Origin of the sequence: Vibrio sp. B183 (assembly GCF_000740665.1) — a bacterium.
Lineage (GTDB): Bacteria > Pseudomonadota > Gammaproteobacteria > Enterobacterales > Vibrionaceae > Vibrio > Vibrio coralliilyticus.
The window spans coordinates 268,285-289,064 of the sequence record NZ_JPQB01000004.1 but is presented as its reverse complement, the minus strand read 5'-3'; the positions used below and the strand labels follow the sequence as shown (position 1 = coordinate 289,064).

Here is a 20,780-nt window from a genome sequence, read left to right as displayed (position 1 = left end):
CGAAACCTCAATAAATTACTGCCAGACTATTGTTTGTCAATTCAGGTTTATACAAGCCTATCTTCACAGTGTCGAACTCTGATGTATAGGTGATATTTTCTTTTATAACATGTTGATAGAAATAAGCATCTCTAATAGTTTTTCCATTTGATAATCCTTCAAAAACAATATATTCAATTTTCAAAGTGAGATATTTTTCAAGCGCTGAAACGGGTAATTGAAACGAAAGTGTTTTAGAACCACCGTCTTGCTGGTCAACCGACCATTTATTATCGAATGCGAGAGACATATCGATATTACTGAATACATTAAAGGAATCAATATTAATCCCCTTAGGTAGGATTACATCTACTTTAACCGCCTTTTGTACAACACTTGCGGCAGCAGGCCCATGGTAATTGGGCTCAACAACATTTATTGCTGTTTGTTTAACAACTGGCTGTTGGATAACCTTTTTCAAGCTATTCAACGCTTTGTCTACAACGGCTACATTCGTAGAAACTTCTGACTCTAAATCAGCGTCTTGACTCCATTTCAACCGATTTTCACCACGCCCCCAAGGTAGTTCTGATAACCACTTTTGATAAGCATCTTTCTTATAAACCTCCAAAAGAAAGTTAGTCGCAACATAAATGATCACGGCTACGGCTAGAATACCTGTAGCAAGCGCCCCAGCAGTCAGAGAAACTGATAGCATGCCTGTATAGCCAAATGCTTGCGCCCCAAGAACAAGGGTAGATGCAAGAATGGAAATGCCTTGAGTCATAAGTAAGGTTTTCTCAACTCCAGAACTTACCACGTATTTTTGATATACGCGGTAACCTTCAATTACAGTTGCTATCAACCCAATAGTGGCTGTTGCTGCTAACCACTTAGTGTACCTACTCAAGCTTCTAAGCTCGCCAGCTTTAACTCCTGATTCGAAGCGGCTTCGAATCAAAGTTCTAATGGATGATTTTCGAAGATGATCTCGACCACTTACCTCTGTCCATGCTGTGCCAACCCTAATTCCTACTGCTGCAGAAAGCGAGTACATCCCTGTTTGAATAATTGCCAGATACTCATCTGTCTGAACAAAATCATCCTCAAATGCGTCTTCCAAGGCGTCATGAAATGAAATCAGGTTGAATAACAAACCGATGAAGCCGAGCCCGCCTACCGATTTATAGTAATCTCCGAGCCTGTCAATTTTACCCTTAAGGATGTCCATATGTGCGTTTGCCATCGCAGATGCGAAATCTCTCGGTAAGACAATCTTTTGTGGGTACTCCAACATGCTGGCTCTGAGTACTTTTTTAGCGTTGGTGTATTTTTCCCGAGCTGCCTTGAAAGCACTCTTGGATACTGATTTATCATTACGATTAAACGCATCCACCATCTCTTTAGATTCTTTTAAAGTTGCCTCATTACGTTTGATCTTATCTCGCCACTCGACAAATTTCGTTGAATAGTCATCTGGCACTTCCAGCCCCATCTTGAGAGCAAGGCGTTCAGCCATGGCCATTCTAATGTAAGTTGTATTCGCAGTGGCAGTCGGGGCAACTGCAGATAAAACCAGTACGGATGACTGAGCGATGAAGCTGGCACTCGTTTTTGGCGCAGCAAGTGACAGCGCTTCAACAAATTCGTTGATAAGCAGGTGAATATTCTTGGCTCCGTCACTCAGAGGTTTAAGCAGTTCACTGCTATAAACATCTTCGTTGGTTAGAAAATCCACCAGCTTGCTGTAAATACCTGTAGCGCTTCCCCAGTTTGAAGCTGCCGAAGCAAACTTGTCCTGCATTGAAGGTTCTGTTTGCTGATCCGCCGAAATCGCTGATGCATCATCGATACTTAATGGAATAGCGGAACCCAGAATACTGAATAGCTCACGGCTAAAACCACTGGTGTTTAGTGGGATAATCGTCGTCGGGTTATCAAATTGTGCGGCAACAAATTCTTGATCTTGTTCACTTTGGATAAAAGTGACTGCCTCGACTATTTGCATGTGATAGTGGAGTAACTCATCCTGAGTTTCCCTATCCCATAAGTCCATCAGCCACTCAATACGGTGCGGGGAAAGTTTCTCTAAGTTCTTGTGAAAATCTTCTCTCACCTTTGCCACCGGTTCGAAGAGTTCCTCGCGCTTCTTGGTCAGCTCCTCCATTTCAGAGAACATTCGCTGCCAGTCCAGCATTTTTCTCCATTTATCTGTTGCTGCCCATGTATCGTAGCTTTTTAGTTTGGCAGGCGAGACATTGTATTTTTCTTCAAAATACGCCTCTTTTGACTCCATGGCTGAAGACATATCGGAGCCATAAAGTTTATTCAGTTCTTTATTAAGCGCATCAAAGCGTTCAGAACTCCCCTCCACACTTTTGGCAATGTCATAGTAGCTCCGGCTCGAATAATAGCTAGAAAGGTCTTTATAGAACTCAAGCTCTTGGCCTCTTCGCTTGACGATAGATGGCATCTTGAGATCATCTTTTGAGCCAAACATGCAAAGCTGCATGGCGGTTTGCATCAGAGCCCATTGGTTGGTGTATTGTTCTTCGAACAACCGATAAGGAGACGCAACACCTACAAAATACGCAGACACATCCCGCCCTTCTGCCAAGTAATCATCAATTGCCATGATGCAAGCTGCTTCTTCAGGTGGTAAAGCACTTTTAATCTCGGCTGCGGATGCCACAGGTTTCACTTCTAGATCTGGGTACTCACTATCCACCGAGGTTAGAACACTGCTGTTAGCAAAACGCAGGTCCTCAACCGCACTCTCCTCTATATCCGCCACTTGTGATAACAGCTCAATATCGCCGACATCAGAAGCATCTGGCAGCTTTAATGCCCGAGTAGACATAAACTGGCCGTTCTTCGCTTCGCCAGCACGGACTCTTTCGTAGCTTTCCCAGCTCCAACGATGTTTTGAGAACACACATGAAATGGCGGTTTTCGTAGAATAAGTGATATAAGGCTTTGCTTCTTGTGCCTGACCGCGGCTGTCTTTGCCTAGTTCAGGATCTTCACTTTCGCCCATCAGATACTGAGTGAAGTTCACGCCCTTTACTTCGTATTCATCGAGCTCTTTTGTCATGTGGTCATAAACGTATAGCCAACCATCACGCAGTTGTCTTAGCGTATAACTTAAGCCTGAATCTGAACTGTATTTTGTTGAGCCTTTCCCCTTCCACTCTTCAGGCAATCCAAATGGCTTTGTAGCAGGCTCAGCTTCCGGGTCTTCGATTTCATCTATCGCGTAACGCACAGGAACAATATTAATCGTTTCCCCTTCTACCTCTTTTTTCTTAAGGTTGAGTTTTTCTTCGGGGACGCCTTGTTCTGGCGGCTCAATTTTTTCCGTCCCCCCTTCCCAAAACATGCTGTGCTCAGGTGGTGAACCGGCAAGATCATCAGATTCCAAGTCAGACATCTGATTAAAGGATGTAAGAGTGCCATCTTGCTCATACGCTGTGACCGCATCATCATGGCTGAATCTCTGATCGTTCCAAAACATGGATTTCTTAGGAGGAAGGGGGTTGTGGTTGCTCATAGTTACACCAGACGGACAAAAATTATCTGGATTAAGCAAATAGCGTACCTAATAAAAAGTTAACTAATTCAAATGATTAAAATGTTTCTTTTCTTGGTTACACAACATTTTGCTAATTTGAACAAGAAGTTGTGTTTTTAAACAAATTCTTGAGCGCCTGACTAACCAAACTTCTTTGCCACATCAGCCGCTTTTTCACCCAATTCGGCAAAGTTAGCGGTGCCTTTTTCCATGATTTTCTGAGCTTGCTCGATAACCTGAACGTATTTTGGGTCACCTGTGGCAAGAAGTTCGGACAGAGCAACACCGATAGCGGTGGTACTTATCGTGTTGAGGTTACGCAAGTTGTCGGCAGCGTCTTGCACTGCGATGGCAGTAGATTGAGCGACCGATTGTTTGGCCTTGTCAGTCGTGCTCTCATTCGACATGAGCGGCTACCCGTTAGCCGCCTTTTTTGAGGATCAAGGCGCAAGCTGTCGAGGTTGAAGCATTGCTAATTGCCTGCATACCTTGCTGTATGGTCACGGCATTTTGCATGTGCAGACCCATGGTGTCTGACATGGCTGACTCTGTCAGCTGATCGATCATCTCTGACACTTGTTTGAGGTCTTCCGCACTTTTTTTATCACTCATGGTTCACTCCTAAAACAAAAGGCCAATGTCATTAACTGAATTGGCCGTTGGGTCAAATGGTACTTTTGGCAAGAAAATCAAAGTGTGCTGGCGTTTATTCTTCGTCTTTTTCGACGATCGCTTCTGTTGCTCGACCCAAAACTGCAGTGCCTATAGCCGTTAGTGCGTTGACACCTTGTACCGTCGCTGCCTGCATACCAATGTTTGCCTGTTGCTGTGCTGAAGTCGCATTATTGTTCAGGTTCGACATCGCCAAGCCCATAGAGGTAAACAGGTTACCCATCGCATTAGCCGGTGATCCCGCCAGCACTTGAGTATTGGTTTGAGTTACAGAGTCCGTGATCTGCTCGTTGACTTTTTTCGGCATGATAACCTCACTTATTGAATTTCATTTGGCAGCAGCTCCTGCAGCTGCTGATTGATTTTGCTGATTTCCTGCTCAAGCTGGCCTTCGATGTTATCCAACATCCCCGTAACCGCGCTTTCCACTTCATCGATGGACTCAGTCACCTGGCCTGAACCAAAACGCTTCTGTGACTCTGCAATCAACTTTTGCACGTCCTGTTGTTGCCGCTCGGTGAACGACTCAATCTGTTTGAGCTGTTCATTGACATCAAACTTCATCGTGTCATTGCTGGTCATCGTTCGCCCCTTTGTTTCTCTTCAGAAAACGTAACAAGCTGAATGAGCGTTTTTTATCTTCAGCCTCTTCCTGAATGTCTTCACTGCCACCGTCCTCTCTTCCTAACCGATGACTGGCATCGACAAAAATGGCGGGCTCGGTTTTGGGCTCAACTTTCGCCTCAACCGTCGGTCGAGTTTGAGTCTGAAGTAGTCGGGCGCAGGCGTTCGTCACCGAAGCCGCGGTGGTCATTTGAGACTGTTGCTGAGTGCTGACCGCGTTATGCATGGACAAACCTAACGTGTCAGCCAATGTGGTTTCCAGCAAGCTGGTTGGTTGCGACGAGAACGCCTGCAACGTATTAAACTGGTCGATAGCGTTTTGCGAGAGTTCCTGTTCGAACTCGTTTTCGAATCTTGTATCCTGCTCTTTCATGTTCACTCCTTGTGATGCCTTCAACAGGCGCTGAAACGAATGCTGAACTCACAAACCTGAAATGGAAATGAGAAGAACAGCAATAGTTACTGAGAGCGATCGTGTAGCACAGTCGCTACTTTATCGCCGACCACACCGAAGTTTTCGGCGCCGTTCGTCACCACTTTTTGCGCCTGGTCGATAATGTCCATGTACTTAGGATCACCCGTTTCCAGAAGTTGGCTTAACGCCGTACCAATCGCAGTGGTACTCAATGTGTTCAGGTTGCGCAGATTGTCTGTTGCATCCGCAAGTGCCATGGCGGTGGACTGAGCCACAGATTGATTCGCCGCGTGGAATGCTGACTCTGCCTGATCAGGGGGTGTGTTTACCGTTTTCATTCACATCTCCTTCAAATACACCTTTGCCAGTCATCAGACTGACAAAGGTGCGTATGGCATTACGAGTCTTTTTCGATGATGCCTTCTGCACTTCGGCCAACAACCGAAGAACCGATAGACATAAGCGAGTTAACGCCTTGGACCGTTGCTGCCTGCATAGTAATTTGTGCTTGCTGCTGGCCGCTTGTCGCGTTGTGAGCTGCAGTGCCTAACGCTTGGCTGGTAGACATTAGCAAGTTACCCATTGCCATTGCCGGAGTTTCACCAACCACTTTTGTGTTCACCTGTGTTACTGAGTCTGTTACTTGTTCATTAACTGGCATTGTTTCGTTCCTTATTTGTTGTTAACAATTAGTTTTTTCCAACCTGGCTGTAATTAGCCTTTTTCGATGATGCCTTCAGCACCACGGCCAATGACCGAAGAACCGATTGCCATCAAAGAGTTCACACCCTGTACTGTTGCAGCCTGCATAGTGATTTGTGCTTGCTGCTGTGCAGCCGTCGCGTTGTGAGCAGCATTACTCAAAGCGTGGCTGGTAGACATCAACAGGTTACCCATTGCCATTGCTGGAGTTTCACCAACAACTTTCGTGTTCACCTGTGTTACTGAGTCTGTTACTTGTTCATTAACTGGCATAATTTGCTCCTAATTTCAGTTAATTAGCTTGCGCTAGGTTCTAGGATGAGTTCGACACTACGGCCTATAACCGCGGTACCTGTAGCGAGCAAAGAGTTCACTCCCTGCACTGTCGAAGACTGATGGACCAAAGTCGCTTGTTGGTTCGCCCCTGTACTGTTGAGTGCGGAGATGCCCATTGCCTGACTGGTAGAAAGCAACAGGTTTCCACTCGCAACAGCGGGGGTATCACCCACTACCTCGGTGTTTACTTGCGTCACGGAATCGGTGACCGCATCATTTACTGGCATATCAAATGCTCCTTTGCTGGTTAAGAAGTGCCGCATTGCACCTCAAAACTGACTAAGACCCTTTTGCTGCAATGGAATAAATCAACCCGGAACCTAACGCCGTATTGGTGACTACTATGGTCTGAATCTGCTGCTGAGCATGAGTTGCATTTTGTGATGCTTTCCCTAACGAATCGGCCACCATGTTGAGGTACATATTGCGCGATGTTGTCGGGGTAAATTGACTCAGCATTTTCTCGATGTTGATTTCCATTTCAGAGGCTCTTGATGTTCGTCTCTATGCTTTCCATATTAAGAAGAAGTCCGCTTTATAACTTGGTCGAATCCATCAAGAATTGCGGCCTTTTCACCAACTTAATTCGTCGCAAAGAGACGCGCTTTTTCTCGTTCTTTCTGTCGGTACTGACGTGGTGTGCAGCCAACATTTCTCTTGAACATTTTTTCGAAATGACTCAGGTCACCGAACCCGGATTGCAGGCATACTTCCGTCACTTTCATCATCGGTGATTCATCAATCAGCTGCTTGGCATAACAGATACGCACCTGTACCAGTAATGATTTAAATGAGTAGCCAATGTGCTGGCGGAATAGATAAGAGAGGTGGGACTGGCTAGTAAACGCCGCGTTAGAGAGATCGGCTAGCGTCAGTTCTTCGGTGAAGTTCTCGCTCATATAGTTGAGCGCTTTTAGCAATCCTGGATGAAGATGACGGAATCCACTGAACTCTTGGCTTAATACCGCTTCAACAATGTCGAAGGTTTCACTTTCGGGGAAAAGATCGAGATTCTGAATGTCTTCAACATCAATGTTGTTATTGCAACAGGACGCTAGAGTCACAATGACGCGCTGCAACTGCTCAACATTGCCCGGCCAGTGGTATTTATGAAGAAGCTGAATCGCTTCGGGGGTAAATCGTGTAGTAGTAAAGGATTGGAGTTTATTGAGTATATGGTCGATGTGGTTGGAGAGGTCTTGTTTACGCTCCCTGACTGGCGGGATATGAAGCTCTAGGTGCGGAACCTCTGTCCCCAGTAACTTAGCCAAAAATTGCCGATTTCCTTCCGCACTGTTGATTGACTCGGTACAGGAGACGATCAGCTGGACCTTTTTTTCAGTCAAGCAACTTTGAAACTCCTCCTGACTGAATAAGGTGGTCAGATAGTCCTTCTTTTCCTGTGGCAACACATCGACTTCAGAGAGATACAAAGTGCCTTGCTTCGCTCGATTGAGGCTACTCTCTAGATACGCTTTAAATTGTGACTGATTATGGATGGTTGGCGGGATAAGAATAAAACGGCCTTTACCTTCCAGTCTGTTGAGATGAATAAGAGAGGCGATGGAGCGTTTTTCCGTCCCTGTCTCTCCGCTGATAAATACCGGATAGTTGGTTCTGGCAGCAAATTCAATCTGACTTTGGATTCTCTGTATTGAAGGGGATAAGCCTAGCAGAGGGTACTCTGCTCCACTTCTATTGACAGGGTTATGTGGGAACGAATTGTAATTATTAAGTACCATAGGAAGGCCATTTCCGGCCGCTCCTGTATTGGCGTAGCTTAGCTCTGACATTGTAATTATTCCTTTATTTTAATGTAGTCTCTGACGTCGAGCTTCTATGCTAAGGGGAACATCCCTAGGTAAATTGGTGTTATTGGCTAAATTCACGGTTAAAGCAGTGAGAAACCCGTTGAATATGAAGTGACTAGCATTTACAAAGGAATAATTAACACGATAACTGTTGTTATCCACGCCCAACGCACGAGAAACAAGTGATGGCAAAGGAAAACCGTGCGTCATTTCGATGAAAAGGGCTTAACATCTCTCTATCAGGCACACTAAAAAGTGCATAACTATTGATTATCTATGCAAGCATCAAGTCATCCGACCTCCATATGCACCTAATTCCACAGGTAATGAGAATGACTTGTTTTTTAACACCTCCCAAACAAGATGTGAAATTTGAAAATACTTAGATAAAACATTTAACTAAAATTGTTATCACAGAGTTAAAACCCAATAATCTCCAGTGATAAAGATCACATCTATAAATCTGATAATGCATTTTACTTTCGTATTTTCCGGTTCGACTGATAACCTCCTGCACGCCTTGAAGTGAACTCAAGGTGCATAACTATAAGGAGTGTTCACTATGAATACCAAGAAACCAATGTCGCTAACCAGCCGAGTAATTCTGGGCATGGTTGCGGGTATCTTGACAGGTTTTGCGATTCGCAGCCTTTTTGCCGACAACGGATTTGTCGACACATACATCGTCAATGGACTGTTTGAAGTTGGTGGCCAGATTTTCGTTGCCAGCTTAAAAATGCTTGTTGTCCCACTAGTTTTTGTTTCACTGGTTTGTGGTACAAGCTCACTGAAAGACCTATCTACTTTAGGCCGAATGGGTGGTAAAACACTCGCTTTCTACATTACTACAACCGCTGTTGCGATTACGCTTGCACTGACTATGGGTAACCTATTCCAGCCAGGTGCAGGTGCTGATCTGACCGCAGCGAGCTCATTCAAATCCGCAGAAGCACCGTCTCTGGGCCAAGTCATTATCGACATGTTCCCAACCAACCCGATCAGCGCCATGGCTGAAGGTAAAACACTTCAAGTCATCGTATTTGCTGTACTGTTTGGTATCGCGATCAGTGCCGCGGGTAAACCAGGTGAGCGTATTGCCGCTGTATTTGCTGACCTTAATGAGGTCATCATGAAGCTGGTTGCGCTACTGATGAACCTAGCTCCTTACGGTGTGTTCTTCCTAATGGCGAAGCTATTCACGGGTCTAGGTCTGAGTGCAATTCTGAACTTAGCAGAATACTTCCTCGTTCTGGCGGGTACACTTGTAATTCATGGCCTAGTTACCTACAGCGTGATGCTAAAAGGCTTCACTGGTCTTAGCCCAATAACCTTCCTGAAGAAGATGGAAGACGCCATCATGTTTGCGTTCTCGACTGCATCTTCCAACGCGACAATCCCTGTCACGATGGAAACCGCAAAAAACCGCATGGGCGTTGATAACCGTATTTCTTCGTTCACGGTTCCACTAGGCGCAACCGTAAACATGGATGGTACGGCCATCATGCAAGGTGTTGCGACAGCCTTTATTGCTCAGGCATTCAACATTGACCTGACTATGGGTGATTACCTGATGGTGATCATGACAGCAACGCTTGCGTCTATCGGTACGGCTGGTGTTCCGGGCGTAGGTCTGGTCATGCTAGCAATGGTACTTAACCAAGTAGGCCTGCCACTAGAAGGTATCGCACTAATTATGGGTGTAGACCGTCTACTAGACATGATCCGTACTGCTGTAAACATCACAGGTGACAGCGCGGTAACAGTTATCGTCGCTAAGTCAGAAGGTGCTCTGGATGAGTCACGCTTCAACGACCCAATGGCCGGTGCGAAAGAAGAAGAAGTTCATCTGAAGCGCTCTGAAGCCTAGTTCCTCTGCCGAAGCAAAATAAACCCGGGATTATTTCCCGGGTTTTCTCTTTATGGGTCAAACAGTTCTATTTTTTATTCCTTAAACCCCTCCAAATACCTACGCAAACTATCGATTAACCAACCATAATTGACACTAATATCAATAAACTTTCAGAGGAGTATTGAGTTATGCAGTTCAAACATTGGTTTATAAAACTGATTGCAATATCAATCAGTACACTATGGTCTTTGATAGCCCTCGCTGCTCCTCCATTTGAAATTCCCCCCGGACTCGCTGTCGCCGCAGCAGCTCAGGAAAAACACAATGAGTCTCTCATGCAAACTTCAGGTGTGGTCGGCCATGGCTTGTCTGTAGATGAAAGTGGTGCCGGCGTAATAGTGGTCTTTACTGATACACCAACGCCAAAAGGTATACCAAAATGGTTAGATGGCGTTACCGTGAAGGAAGTCTATACTGGCCGCTTTTATTCCTTTGCTCCTCCAACCTGTGGAGGTCCACCATCTCAACGCCCTCCTGAGTGTTTTTCCGACCCCGAGCCAGACCCAGATCCTGTTGACCCTACGGCACGTTTTGATAGACCAGTGCCCATTGGAGTATCTACTGGCCACCCAGCGATTACGGCAGGCACAATTGGCGCTCGTGTAACAGATGGTACAAATGTGTTTGCACTAAGTAACAATCACGTTTTTGCCAACTCAAATGACACCAGTATTCCAGAAAACATGCTACAGCCTGGACCGTATGATGGTGGTGTTGAAAATGGTGATACCTTTGCCACACTCACAGACTATGAGCCTATTCTATTCGGAGGGGCTGAGAATACTATGGATGCCGCTGTCGCTCTCACCAGTACTGGAGAGCTCGGTACCTCTACTCCGGAAGACGGGTACGGAATACCAAATTCACAAACTGTGAATGCAACGCTCAATCAATCTGTGAAAAAGTACGGTAGAACAACTGGCTTTACTCAAGGTATCGTTGCGGCAATCAACGTGACAGTTGACGTGTGCTACGAGGGCAGCACGACATGTACCAAATTGGCTCGTTTCGTAGGACAAATAAGTATTTCAGATGGTTCGTTCAGTTCTGGCGGTGATTCTGGCTCTTTGATAGTAACAAGTGAGGGAAATAACCCTGTCGGCTTGCTATTTGCTGGTTCGTCAACTCGCACTATAGCTTCACCAATCGATCCAGTTTTAGCTCGATTCAACGTGACAATCGATTCTGAAGCTCCACCACCGCCACCTCCAAGTGGCGATATCTCACTAACAACGTCAGGCTACAAAGTTAAGGGGCTCCAAAAAGCGAATCTTGAGTGGTCAGGCAGTGCCGCAACGGACGTTGATATATATAGGGACGGAAACGTTGTTGCTACTGTAGGAAACACTGGGTTTTACACAGATAACATCAACAATAAAGGTGGTGGGAGCTACAACCATAAGGTTTGTGAAAAAGACACGAATGTCTGCTCAAATACCACGACGACTAACTTTTGATATCTAAAAGGCCCAGAGAACTCTCTGGGCCTCATTTAGGATGAAAAAACTCACAATAGAAGAAGTACAAGCTAAGTGGCAAGATGAGTGGATGAAGGTAGACGGTGTCATCGGTGTTGGTATTACCGAGAGCAACAAAACACCTTGTTTAGTGGTTTATTCCGCTTGCCCAGAAGTTGCAAACAGAAAGCTCCCCTCCTTTATAGATGGGATTAAAGTAATAGTTGAAAAAACCTCTCGATTTGACTCTTTGTAAAGTCCGTTGTCATTCATGCCATTTTGAATAGCTCAATATGAAAGGCCCCAACCAAACTCATGGTTAGGGCCTAGTGCGATTTTATGAGGCTGTTCGGAAAAACTGTAACTGCAATGACTGGTTTTCTGATAACTCTAGAGAATAATTAAAAGAATTCATGGCTCATGTCCTAGCTATAGAGGTAGCCTTGCTGAAATCGATAGCCAAGTTTGCACAAGATTTCCTGCTGCTCGATGGTTTCAACACCTTCTTGTATGATCTTACAATCCGACATGGTGCCGATATCCGATAGTGTCATGAGCAGCTTTTTTTTGACTTCATTCGACTCAATACCTCGAATAAATTCTTTGTCTACTTTGAGATAATCTGGAGACACTCGCTGAACAATCTGAACGTTATTGTTTCCGGTACCAAAGTCATCTAATGCTATATGAAAGCCCAGCGATTTAAGGTGAGTGATATTGGCGTAGATTTCTTTGCTATATGGCTGGTTCGAGTTCTCGGTCAGTTCTAAAACCACCTCATTGGGTTCCAAAATCTGGAGGTACTTTTCCAAAGCGTAGAAGTTCTTGTTTAACAGTGAGCTTGGACATAAGTTCATACCATATACCCCAACGACTCCGTGAGCTCGGGCGTTGGCTATCGTTTTGGCTATCAGAACAGTATGAAAAGTGACGAGCTGGTTTTGCGTTAGGTTTGCGATATATTGCAGTGCCGTGCGGTGCTTCACTCTAGTTAACACTTCATGATAAAGGACGCTTTTGCAGGTGGTATCAATAATCTTTTCGAGCTTGTAGCGCAGTGTTGCCCAGTCGTGACAAAACTTTCCAAATCGCAGCAATCGATTGCCATAAAAGCCAACCAAAAACACAACAAATAGACTTAGCCATTCGCTCAACAAATTGTGACTATAGAAGGCGACACTAGTACCGTTGTCAAAGGTCGCACTAAATACCCTATGCCCGACTGACTTCCCGTCGTAAAGACGTTAGAGACTTTATTGTTTATAGTCACGGCATCGATGAGCACAGGCCATAGGTTATTTCGATAGCGGTTCTCAATTGCACTGACAGAAATTCGGCCGATCACCACCGAACCGCTTGGTAAGTTCTCTCTAATCGTGTAAACAAATTGAGGTAACCCCAGAAACTCTTCTACCTGCTCTCTGCTAAGCGTTTTGACGGCATCTCGATCGACAAGGCAGGACTGAGATTCTGCAAGCAACAGCGCTGAATCCAGATTCAACGATCGGTTAAACGCCGTCACGGTTTCACGATCATGACAACCAAGAGTCATAAGTGCCTGTGCCACTTGATCCGTATTATAACTGTACTTCCCAACAATGGAGCTCAAGTGCCAAATTTGGAAAACATAGAGAAGTGCAATAACAAAGCCTGCGAGTGAAAGAGCCTTCGTCGCTCTGTTTAACACCGTCAAATGGTAGATTTTCAGAAAGAGCCAAAGCATCTCCAGATTGGAAGGCTTATAACTATTGAAGTTAGCAACGATGCTTTCTTTAATTTGATTGTTTACAATAAGATCTAGGTCAACGTAGTAGCCCTTTTTAAACACATTAACAATCAGTTCTTTGTCTTCCATAGAGCCACTGTATTCAGCAACAAGGTGTTTATACTTTTTTCTCAATGATGCAATTGTGTTTTTAAGTGCATATAGACCAAATTCACCCTGATAATAATCTTTATATGCGGCTTCGATATCCCTCGGGCTTGACGGAAATTCCCTTGATGAATTCTCGACTAAAAACTCTAAAACAAAACGTTCCTTATCGTTTAAATCAAATTCCAGTTTCTTTGCTTTATCCTCAACGCTGTATAACAAGCTCCCATTAAGAATTAAACTTAGCGATCTATCATTACTTAAGTTAAATGAATAGAACATCCCTTACCCCGTTAATGTTTTTATTAGACTTTTTATTCGAGTTAAAATGAGCTTACGGATATAACCAACAGAGTTAATTAAAGCTATTTAACCATTGATGTCACAAAAGTATCCATGTGAATTCATAAGATTAATGATGCATATTTTGTAACTGGTTATTTATATTTTCTAAAGTATGGCGATTAACTATCTAACCTTAGACAAAGTCATAAAAACAAGAAAAAAGTAGGATAAAAGCAAAAATAAGATCGATTATCACTGTGATACCTCAATCACCACTAGTTATCTTTCTATTATTAACGAACAAGTAAATAAAATCATTCAGTTCTTATTACACCTCCTTAGCACCATATCCACTACTGAAAGTAAATTATTAAAATATAAATAATCATTATTATTAATAATAATAATAAAACCAATTTCTGACTAAACAATCATTAATAACTTAGCTACAAATTAAAAAGCTTCAACAGCGGAAGTTTCAATTTCAAGACTCTAGAACAATTTCGCTCTAATACACCGTACATAAGGAAATGAAAAATGAGGATTAAATCCAGAATAGCGCTTTCTATTTTATCAACAGCATTATACTTCCCAGCCCATGCTGATGTGAATGATACGTATATTGTGGTTTTAAAAGATATTGCAGCCCAAAACAATTCACCTCACACCAAGGTGAAGGATATCGCGCAACAGATTATCGACGAAAGCCCTACTAGAGAAGCACGGAACTCGGCTAAGTCCAAGGGGCAAATTTCCCGTTCTTTCGAAAACTTAAGGAGTTTTTCAGCCACGTTATCCGAAAAGCAGGCAGAGCAACTCAAGAAGCACCTCAAAGTAAAAGGGGTGTATAAAAACGTGACATTTACGTCGGATAACGCTACTCAAATTCAGGGCAGCTCAGCCCCATCGTGGGGGTTGGATCGTTCAGATCAAAGGAACCTTCCACTCGATGGAACTTATGATGTAGGACAATATACGGGGAAAGGTGTTTCAATCTATATCGTCGACTCAGGAATCGATCTCTCCCATTCAGACTTTGGCGGTCGGGCAGTGTCTGGTTGGGACTTTGTAGATAACGACGGTGACGCGTCTGACTGTCGTGGACATGGTACTCACGTTGCTGGAACAGCAGCCGGGAATCGCTTTGGAATTGCCCCAGAAGCTGACATTTATTCAGTGCGGGTGCTCAATTGCGAGGGCAAAGGCAACGGCGAAAAGATTCTTAACGCATTTGACTGGATTCTCGATCATGCCAAACAACAAGGTAAGCCTGCTGTTATCAATTACAGTATCTCTCGTGGTTCTCGTTGGGAGGCCATGGATACCGCAGTGGATGAAATAGTACAAGTACACAACATTTCGTTTGTCGACTCCGCTGGGAACAGGGATAAGGACGCCTGTAACAAAAGCCCTCATTCAGACTACTCTATCACTGTCGGCTCCTCCACTAATGACGATTACCGCGCCCACAGCTCTAACTGGGGAAACTGTGTTTCACTTTTCGCACCCGGTGATCACATCACTTCAGCGGCAGATGGAGGTGGTTCCAAAATAATGAATGGCACCTCAATGGCAGCCCCACATGTTACCGGTCACATAGCTCGTTTACTACAAATGAACCCGCAAGCCACAACAGAGGAGCTCAAACAAACGCTTATCAACCAGACAACCGAAAACGCCTTGTTTGATGTGGGCTCAGGTTCACCAAATCGCTTGCTACATACGCAGATAGAAAGCAATAACATCAATACTGCACCTATCGCGAAAGCGACAATAAGCCATACTGAAGTCAACCAATCTGGTTACGTTGAGCTGGATGGCGTTCAATCTTATGACCCTAATGGTGATACGCTCAGCTACCGATGGAAGGTCATCTCCCCCAGTTCACACGACGTAGTAATTACTGACCAATATTCAGTCTCTACCCGAGCTTATATTCCTGAAACAGCACAAGATACGCGCTATACCTTCGAGCTCACAGCTAATGACAGCAAACTCATTGATACGGCACAAGTGCATGTTGATTATGTTGCCGCCAATGAATCTCCCTGCGAAGTCTGGAGTGCGACCAAGACTTATGATCTACCAGGCAATTTTGTAAGCTGGAACGGTAAGTTCTGGGAGAACCACTGGTGGACCAAAGGAGATACAGCTGGCATCAGAGGGGAATGGGCGTATGGCGAGAGGTACAAGCCTCAGCATGTAACTAGTATTAGGAACAAAGAATAGCAGCCAGTTTGGCTGCTTTTCTACTCTCTATCAGGAATTAGAACTCGTATTTAACGTTCACTTCTATGGTCTGTTCAGCACCATACCAACAGTTATTGCTGTCATAACAGGTATAGTATTCTTCGTTAAACAAGTTGTTGACAATAATATTAGCGTTCGCGCCCGTTAATGACTCGCTGACTCTGCCTAAGTCATAGCCAAGTGACAAATCCGCAATAGTGTAGGATGGAACCTTGCCAGTGTTCTGAGCATCAATTTGCATTTCACCGACATAACGCCCTCCACCACTCACTCTAAGGCCATTTAACGCGCCGTTATAGAAGTAGTAGTTCGCCCAAAGATTTGCCGTGTGGTCTGGTACATATATCGGTGTTTTACCCTCAAATTGAACATCTTTGCTGATTGTCATATCCGTATACGTATAAGAGGCGCTTACATCCAATGCTTCATCAACAAACCATCGCCCTCCAAGCTCAATACCTTTAGATGTAACCTCACCGACCTGAATCTTACTTTGATATGTCGGATCCGATGGATCAGCCACAAGCATATTTTCTTTTACAATCTGGAATAAACCCAGTGTGGCCGCTTTCGAGTAATCCTCTGACTCGTATTTGATACCACCTTCAATCTGCTTACCCTCTTCTGGCACAAACTGTTTGCCATCATTCCCACCTGTAACAGGTTCAAAGCTGGTCGCGTAGTTAACGTATGGCGAGAAACCGTAAGGCAGTTCATATAAAGCCCCAACTCGATAAGAGAAATGGTTTTGATCCGCTTTTGAGCCATACCATTCGCCTTCATACAAGTCATAACGTCCACCAGCAATCAGAACCAGTTTATCCAAGCGCACTTGATCCTGGAGATAGAAACCCAGTTGTTTTACTTCCACTTCATCTCGCGCAGTAGAAGATGCTCCCATGTTATCGCGATCAATCAAATTACTGTTTGGATTGAAGATGTTCGTCATAAATGGAGTCGAGAAGTAGACTTGATCGGAGGTACCATCTAGATTCTGGTAGTCAACGCCAAGCAAGATGTTATGCTCTGCCCCAGCAAGATCTATGGTGCCAGAAAGTTGGTTATCAATCGTAAAACCAGTTGATTCCTCATCCGTACTATAAGCCAACTGTGCAATATTCCCTGTCGATGGATCAAACCCGCCACTCGGCATATAGGTATTTTCCTGATAGAGAGATGCATCCGTAAAGCGAGCATTTTGCAAGAATGTCCAGCCGCTCTCAAACTCGTGATTGACCTTGTAACCCAGCATCAGCACTTCACGTTCGAATGTGTTCCAGTCTGTGTCACCAATGAATGTCGAAGGTGATGTTGAGCCATTTGGATTGCTAACAAACATACCTGACGACGGCAGGGAAGAGTTCATCCCCATTTCAGGATCATTTTGATAATACATATTGAAGTTAATCAGAGTGCGCTCAAACACTTGCCAATCCAGTGATGGTGCAAACACATAGCGCTCTTCTTTGGTATTGTCGACCTGACCATCCTGAGTGCGTGCAAGTGCGATAATGCGGTAAGAAAGTGGACCATCTCCAATTTGACCCGTGGTATCAATGGATGCTTCAACAAGGTTACGCGATCCCGTTGCAAAGCTGACTTCGGTCGCTTTTTCTTGCTGAGGTGCTTTGGCGATCATGTTAATCATACCACCTGGAGGCATGGTACCGTATAGAACGGACGTCGGACCCTTAAACACTTCTATTTGTTGTAACGCAACCGGATCAATTTGTGGTTGTAGATTCCAACCAGCCAGAGACTGGAGCACTAGGCCATCATAGTAGCTTTGGTTAACTTTAAAGCCACGAATCGAAAAGGTGTCATACATGGTGACAGCCGCACCTTTCTGCTCTGTCACAACACCTGGCGCATAACGTAGCGCTTGATTTAAAGACTTCACACCACGCTGTTCAAGCTGCTCTCCCTCAATAATCGAGATACTTTGTGGTGTTTCTTCAGGTTCTAATGATGTCTTGGTTGCCGTATTCCGATAGGCTTTACCCATCACAGTGATGGTTTCTAGTTCAGTTGTATCTTGACTGACTTCATCCGCAGCCATTACAGGGGCTGAAAAGGCGGTAAGCAGCGCTAAAGTAAGTGTTGAGCGCTTAAAATTTGTTGGAGTTGTCATGTGTCCCTCAAGTACCAATGCTTTCTTATTAAGAATAAATCTCATTTGCATTCTACAAACCTGAGAAACAGGAAAGTTAACAATTTGGTGCATCTTACGCGAAATAATTTAGTTAACTATCAGTAGTTCATTCATTTGATCATTGAGACAGGCGTTCAACAGGAATCCAATATTCCATAACTGCATCGGTATCATGTTGATTGTAATTAGCGGGATAGCATTCGAGTTCATAGCCATCAATACCTCGATAGCCAGAATTAGGTAACCAATTAAGCAGAAACCACTCCAGCGTTTTTGGCAAATGAACCACCGGGCCACAATGTTTAACAACCGCGTACGTTTGCGCGGGCACCACTAAGGTACTGAGTTCAGAAGAGATAGCAGAAGGTAATTGAGGCAACAACAGGTCATCGGTTAATTCCACCCCTGCCCAATATTCCATATTACTGCCGTCAAAGTGGCTTTGGGTGATATCAATGACGCCTGTTAAAGCAACCGGCCGTTCAGATTCATTTGGGAGGGTTTGCTCTAATCGGTGCCACAATGCCGGGACTTTTTGCTGAAAATCAGGGTTGAGTGCGAATAAGCCATTAATTTCACCGTGAAGCCCTTTTAGGAAAAACTCATTTTTGGATTCCACTCTCACTTCAACGAAAAGCGTGCTGGCCTCTTCTGTCGTGCGTTGAGAAACCTGAATGGGCTTACGTAACCCCGTTCTGAGACCTTGTTTACGATAAGCTCTGGGACTGATGCCAAACACTTGCTTAAACGAGCGACTGAAGCTGATTTCTGAGCTGAAGCCAAGCTCCAGAGCGATATCAATCACCCTATCAGAAGTGTCTATCAACCGTTCTGCGGCCTGACTGAGTTTGAGTTCTCGAACATAAGTGGCCACCGCCATGCCTGTTTCTGTCTGAAATACACGCTGCAGTTGCCAGCGTGACCAACAGCTTTGGCGGGCAATATCATCCAGCGATAACGGTTCACTGATGTGCTGATGAATAAACGACAGTACCTTGCTTATCCGACTAAACGCGTTAGAAGGTCGTTCTGTGGACTTGCCTGTCGTCATGCTGTATCTCAATCAAATTAAGAGGGAATCCGACTATCCTAGCAAATTCATAAATGAGAATTAATACCAATTGACAAAATACCCATCTAATATAAAGAGCCTCAGTGAAATTCCACTCACAAATACCGACTAAATATTCACCTCAATGCACAAAGATAAAAAAAGGTTGAAAAAGGTAAAATTAAATACATTTGCTGCCTTTATATGCTTCATATAAAACAATATCAATATTAACGACAGCGTACAAAAACAAAAGGATTCACTATGCAAACACTTTAATGATCAAAAATTAATCACAATTTAACATTTGAGAAACAATCAGCTGTAATCAACGATATGGGAGCTAACTAACCAATGAAATACACTTAATACACAAGGAAGAACAACATGAAAATGATCGGTGTAGCTATCGCTCTCGCACCCTTTATCTCTCCAATGGCAATAGCTAACTATCAAGAACAAACTGTAGAACCCAACAACATTACTTTTGAATTTAAAAAGGTCGCTGATATACCAGACTACCCAAGAGTCGTAAGCGATAGTAACCATGTTATTGGATTTGTGGATAGCAATAGCACATGGCCAGATACCCCTGACTTTTACGTACGTGCGATGTTTCGATGGAGTGAAAGCAATGGTGTAGAGTGGCTTATCACCGACGATATTATCAGATCTGAACCATTAGATATTAACAATAGTGGTGATGCTACCGCTAAAGTCTGCGACTCAAACACTTGCTATTCCGCGATATGGACTAAGAAAGGAGAAGTCCAGAGTTTACAAGACGAAGTAGACACCCCTATTCAGAAGTTCATTGAAGAAAATGAGCTTGGAATGGCAGATCAGATGATTCAGGAATCCATTAGTATCAACGAAAGTGGAAAAATTGCTGGGACCTCAGTCTTTCCAAATACGGTAGGGGCTCGCTCTACACTTGCTTGGCGTTGGGATGAAAAGTCAGGCTTAGAGATCCTAGAAAGCACTTCTGATAATTCTATGTCGGAAGCGACCGATCTTAACAACAAGAGCCTTGTGGTCGGGAGTAGCCATGGCAGTGAGATCAATAATGAAACAGCAACTTACTGGGATAAGAAGGGTAAAAGGACACAAGTAATCCTCGATCAAACCGACTACCCTTGGGGAACACTCGCCACGGCCGCGAACAATTCAGGTCTAATGACCGGTGTCGACCGCATGAGTTATGCAAGCCCTTGGAGGTATAACATCAACTCGAAGCAAAGACTGCCTATGGAAGAATCTCCTTATGGTGGAACGAGAACCACTCATGTTCTAGAGAATGACTACATTGCAGGAGCAACCTCATCATCTTTCGATAGTGGGGACCTATTCCTAAGACCTGTACTTTGGGATAGCAAAGGCAACATCTATGATCTTAACGATGAGTTCAATGATCCAGAAAACTACTTAGCGGGCTGGTTTGGAATTAATACAAGTTTGCTAATGGCAACATCGTTACGCCCAAAAAGCGGAGGATATTATGAAGGAGCAGCTCTTTACCAGTTAGTGGTCGTACAAAAATAAACAAACTCCCCTCAACCTAAATTTGGTTGAGGGGAGTAGGCATTACAAAAGAGCCGTTTATGTTCTGAACACGCCTGGTATTAATCCACTAGTGTAAGGAACCGGTACTCCATATGCGTCAGCGAAGGAGCTCAGTCCCCCTCCTATCGGC

Annotated in this window: 21 protein-coding genes; 5 read left to right on the top strand and 16 right to left on the bottom strand. The window is 44.2% G+C overall.

Features of this window, described 5'->3' with window-relative positions; translation table 11 throughout:
* Window positions 1–7: 7 nt before the first annotated feature.
* The 12 genes from IX95_RS04385 to IX95_RS04330 form a co-directional block, all read right to left on the bottom strand.
* Window positions 8–3,529 (bottom strand): T6SS effector BTH_I2691 family protein, encoded by a 3,522-nt coding sequence (locus tag IX95_RS04385; protein WP_235202581.1) that lies wholly within the window; start codon window positions 3,527–3,529, stop codon window positions 8–10.
* Window positions 3,530–3,690: 161 nt separating this feature from the next.
* Complete coding sequence (locus IX95_RS04380) at window positions 3,691–3,957, bottom strand: hypothetical protein (RefSeq protein WP_006960116.1); 267 nt, start codon at window positions 3,955–3,957, stop codon at window positions 3,691–3,693.
* A gap of 13 nt (window positions 3,958–3,970) precedes the next feature.
* On the bottom strand, window positions 3,971–4,162 hold the full coding sequence (locus IX95_RS04375; RefSeq protein WP_006960115.1) for a RebB family R body protein: 192 nt from the start codon (window positions 4,160–4,162) through the stop codon (window positions 3,971–3,973).
* 94 nt (window positions 4,163–4,256) lie between these two features.
* The gene (locus IX95_RS04370; RefSeq protein ID WP_019277222.1) at window positions 4,257–4,529 is read right to left on the bottom strand and encodes a RebB family R body protein; all 273 of its coding nucleotides are present in this window, start codon (window positions 4,527–4,529) and stop codon (window positions 4,257–4,259) included.
* Between the two features lie 11 nt (window positions 4,530–4,540).
* A complete protein-coding gene (locus IX95_RS04365; protein ID WP_006960113.1) occupies window positions 4,541–4,804 on the bottom strand; it encodes a hypothetical protein in 264 nt (87 codons plus the stop codon).
* The gene (locus IX95_RS04360; protein WP_019277223.1) at window positions 4,791–5,219 is read right to left on the bottom strand and encodes a RebB family R body protein; all 429 of its coding nucleotides are present in this window, start codon (window positions 5,217–5,219) and stop codon (window positions 4,791–4,793) included. The genes IX95_RS04365 and IX95_RS04360 overlap by 14 nt, the downstream gene beginning before the upstream one ends.
* Before the next feature lie 86 nt (window positions 5,220–5,305).
* Window positions 5,306–5,599: a RebB family R body protein gene (locus IX95_RS04355; RefSeq protein WP_006960111.1), complete on the bottom strand. Its 294-nt coding sequence runs from the start codon at window positions 5,597–5,599 to the stop codon at window positions 5,306–5,308.
* A 59-nt stretch (window positions 5,600–5,658) separates the two neighbouring features.
* Entirely contained in the window at window positions 5,659–5,922 is a 264-nt protein-coding gene (locus tag IX95_RS04350; protein ID WP_006960110.1) for a RebB family R body protein, read from the bottom strand.
* A gap of 53 nt (window positions 5,923–5,975) precedes the next feature.
* Window positions 5,976–6,236, bottom strand: coding sequence for a RebB family R body protein (locus tag IX95_RS04345; protein ID WP_006960109.1), 261 nt, complete (start codon window positions 6,234–6,236; stop codon window positions 5,976–5,978).
* A gap of 23 nt (window positions 6,237–6,259) precedes the next feature.
* Window positions 6,260–6,526: a RebB family R body protein gene (locus IX95_RS04340; protein ID WP_006960108.1), complete on the bottom strand. Its 267-nt coding sequence runs from the start codon at window positions 6,524–6,526 to the stop codon at window positions 6,260–6,262.
* A 52-nt stretch (window positions 6,527–6,578) separates the two neighbouring features.
* Window positions 6,579–6,779 (bottom strand): RebB family R body protein, encoded by a 201-nt coding sequence (locus IX95_RS04335; protein WP_006960107.1) that lies wholly within the window; start codon window positions 6,777–6,779, stop codon window positions 6,579–6,581.
* Between the two features lie 101 nt (window positions 6,780–6,880).
* Window positions 6,881–8,092 (bottom strand): AraC family transcriptional regulator, encoded by a 1,212-nt coding sequence (locus IX95_RS04330; RefSeq protein WP_006960106.1) that lies wholly within the window; start codon window positions 8,090–8,092, stop codon window positions 6,881–6,883.
* A 580-nt stretch (window positions 8,093–8,672) separates the two neighbouring features.
* Between IX95_RS04330 and IX95_RS04325 the strand changes: the two genes are divergently transcribed.
* The 3 genes from IX95_RS04325 to IX95_RS04315 all read left to right on the top strand — a co-directional run bounded on the left by IX95_RS04325 (window position 8,673) and on the right by IX95_RS04315 (window position 11,732).
* A complete protein-coding gene (locus IX95_RS04325; RefSeq protein WP_019277299.1) occupies window positions 8,673–9,977 on the top strand; it encodes a dicarboxylate/amino acid:cation symporter in 1,305 nt (434 codons plus the stop codon).
* A 170-nt stretch (window positions 9,978–10,147) separates the two neighbouring features.
* Entirely contained in the window at window positions 10,148–11,476 is a 1,329-nt protein-coding gene (locus IX95_RS04320) for a hypothetical protein (protein ID WP_038157152.1), read from the top strand.
* Between the two features lie 40 nt (window positions 11,477–11,516).
* Window positions 11,517–11,732, top strand: a complete 216-nt coding sequence (locus IX95_RS04315) for a hypothetical protein (protein WP_038157149.1) — start codon at window positions 11,517–11,519, stop codon at window positions 11,730–11,732.
* A 169-nt stretch (window positions 11,733–11,901) separates the two neighbouring features.
* Here IX95_RS04315 and IX95_RS26780 read toward each other — a convergent pair whose 3' ends face one another.
* Window positions 11,902–12,630, bottom strand: coding sequence for an EAL domain-containing protein (locus tag IX95_RS26780; protein ID WP_235202580.1), 729 nt, complete (start codon window positions 12,628–12,630; stop codon window positions 11,902–11,904).
* A complete protein-coding gene (locus IX95_RS26775; protein WP_235202579.1) occupies window positions 12,627–13,631 on the bottom strand; it encodes a hypothetical protein in 1,005 nt (334 codons plus the stop codon). Before IX95_RS26775 ends, IX95_RS26780 begins: the two co-directional genes overlap by 4 nt.
* 540 nt (window positions 13,632–14,171) lie before the next feature.
* Between IX95_RS26775 and IX95_RS04305 the strand changes: the two genes are divergently transcribed.
* Window positions 14,172–15,863: a S8 family serine peptidase gene (locus IX95_RS04305; protein WP_235202578.1), complete on the top strand. Its 1,692-nt coding sequence runs from the start codon at window positions 14,172–14,174 to the stop codon at window positions 15,861–15,863.
* A 37-nt stretch (window positions 15,864–15,900) separates the two neighbouring features.
* Here the strand turns inward: IX95_RS04305 and IX95_RS04300 are convergent, their stop codons facing one another.
* Together IX95_RS04300 and IX95_RS04295 are read right to left on the bottom strand one after the other, a co-directional pair.
* Window positions 15,901–18,015, bottom strand: coding sequence for a TonB-dependent siderophore receptor (locus IX95_RS04300; RefSeq protein WP_038157617.1), 2,115 nt, complete (start codon window positions 18,013–18,015; stop codon window positions 15,901–15,903).
* 139 nt (window positions 18,016–18,154) lie between these two features.
* On the bottom strand, window positions 18,155–19,087 hold the full coding sequence (locus IX95_RS04295) for an AraC family transcriptional regulator (protein ID WP_038157147.1): 933 nt from the start codon (window positions 19,085–19,087) through the stop codon (window positions 18,155–18,157).
* 387 nt (window positions 19,088–19,474) lie between these two features.
* Here IX95_RS04295 and IX95_RS04290 point away from each other — a divergent pair, with 387 nt between their 5' ends.
* Window positions 19,475–20,629 carry a hypothetical protein gene (locus IX95_RS04290; RefSeq protein WP_038157145.1) on the top strand — a complete coding sequence of 385 codons (1,155 nt, stop codon included), beginning with the start codon at window positions 19,475–19,477 and terminating at the stop codon, window positions 20,627–20,629.
* Window positions 20,630–20,780: the final 151 nt, after the last annotated feature.

Bases quoted from the DNA above. Each gene is read 5' to 3' on its own strand.
- IX95_RS04385 (WP_235202581.1), bottom strand. From the start codon at position 3,529: ATGAGCAACCACAACCCCCTTCCTCCTAAGAAATCCATGTTTTGGAAC.
- IX95_RS04380 (WP_006960116.1), bottom strand. From the start codon at position 3,957: ATGTCGAATGAGAGCACGACTGACAAGGCCAAACAATCGGTCGCTCAA.
- IX95_RS04375 (WP_006960115.1), bottom strand. From the start codon at position 4,162: ATGAGTGATAAAAAAAGTGCGGAAGACCTCAAACAAGTGTCAGAGATG.
- IX95_RS04370 (WP_019277222.1), bottom strand. From the start codon at position 4,529: ATGCCGAAAAAAGTCAACGAGCAGATCACGGACTCTGTAACTCAAACC.
- IX95_RS04365 (WP_006960113.1), bottom strand. From the start codon at position 4,804: ATGACCAGCAATGACACGATGAAGTTTGATGTCAATGAACAGCTCAAA.
- IX95_RS04360 (WP_019277223.1), bottom strand. From the start codon at position 5,219: ATGAAAGAGCAGGATACAAGATTCGAAAACGAGTTCGAACAGGAACTC.
- IX95_RS04355 (WP_006960111.1), bottom strand. From the start codon at position 5,599: ATGAAAACGGTAAACACACCCCCTGATCAGGCAGAGTCAGCATTCCAC.
- IX95_RS04350 (WP_006960110.1), bottom strand. From the start codon at position 5,922: ATGCCAGTTAATGAACAAGTAACAGACTCAGTAACACAGGTGAACACA.
- IX95_RS04345 (WP_006960109.1), bottom strand. From the start codon at position 6,236: ATGCCAGTTAATGAACAAGTAACAGACTCAGTAACACAGGTGAACACG.
- IX95_RS04340 (WP_006960108.1), bottom strand. From the start codon at position 6,526: ATGCCAGTAAATGATGCGGTCACCGATTCCGTGACGCAAGTAAACACC.
- IX95_RS04335 (WP_006960107.1), bottom strand. From the start codon at position 6,779: ATGGAAATCAACATCGAGAAAATGCTGAGTCAATTTACCCCGACAACA.
- IX95_RS04330 (WP_006960106.1), bottom strand. From the start codon at position 8,092: ATGTCAGAGCTAAGCTACGCCAATACAGGAGCGGCCGGAAATGGCCTT.
- IX95_RS04325 (WP_019277299.1), top strand. From the start codon at position 8,673: ATGAATACCAAGAAACCAATGTCGCTAACCAGCCGAGTAATTCTGGGC.
- IX95_RS04320 (WP_038157152.1), top strand. From the start codon at position 10,148: ATGCAGTTCAAACATTGGTTTATAAAACTGATTGCAATATCAATCAGT.
- IX95_RS04315 (WP_038157149.1), top strand. From the start codon at position 11,517: ATGAAAAAACTCACAATAGAAGAAGTACAAGCTAAGTGGCAAGATGAG.
- IX95_RS26775 (WP_235202579.1), bottom strand. From the start codon at position 13,631: ATGTTCTATTCATTTAACTTAAGTAATGATAGATCGCTAAGTTTAATT.
- IX95_RS04305 (WP_235202578.1), top strand. From the start codon at position 14,172: ATGAGGATTAAATCCAGAATAGCGCTTTCTATTTTATCAACAGCATTA.
- IX95_RS04300 (WP_038157617.1), bottom strand. From the start codon at position 18,015: ATGACAACTCCAACAAATTTTAAGCGCTCAACACTTACTTTAGCGCTG.
- IX95_RS04295 (WP_038157147.1), bottom strand. From the start codon at position 19,087: ATGACGACAGGCAAGTCCACAGAACGACCTTCTAACGCGTTTAGTCGG.
- IX95_RS04290 (WP_038157145.1), top strand. From the start codon at position 19,475: ATGAAAATGATCGGTGTAGCTATCGCTCTCGCACCCTTTATCTCTCCA.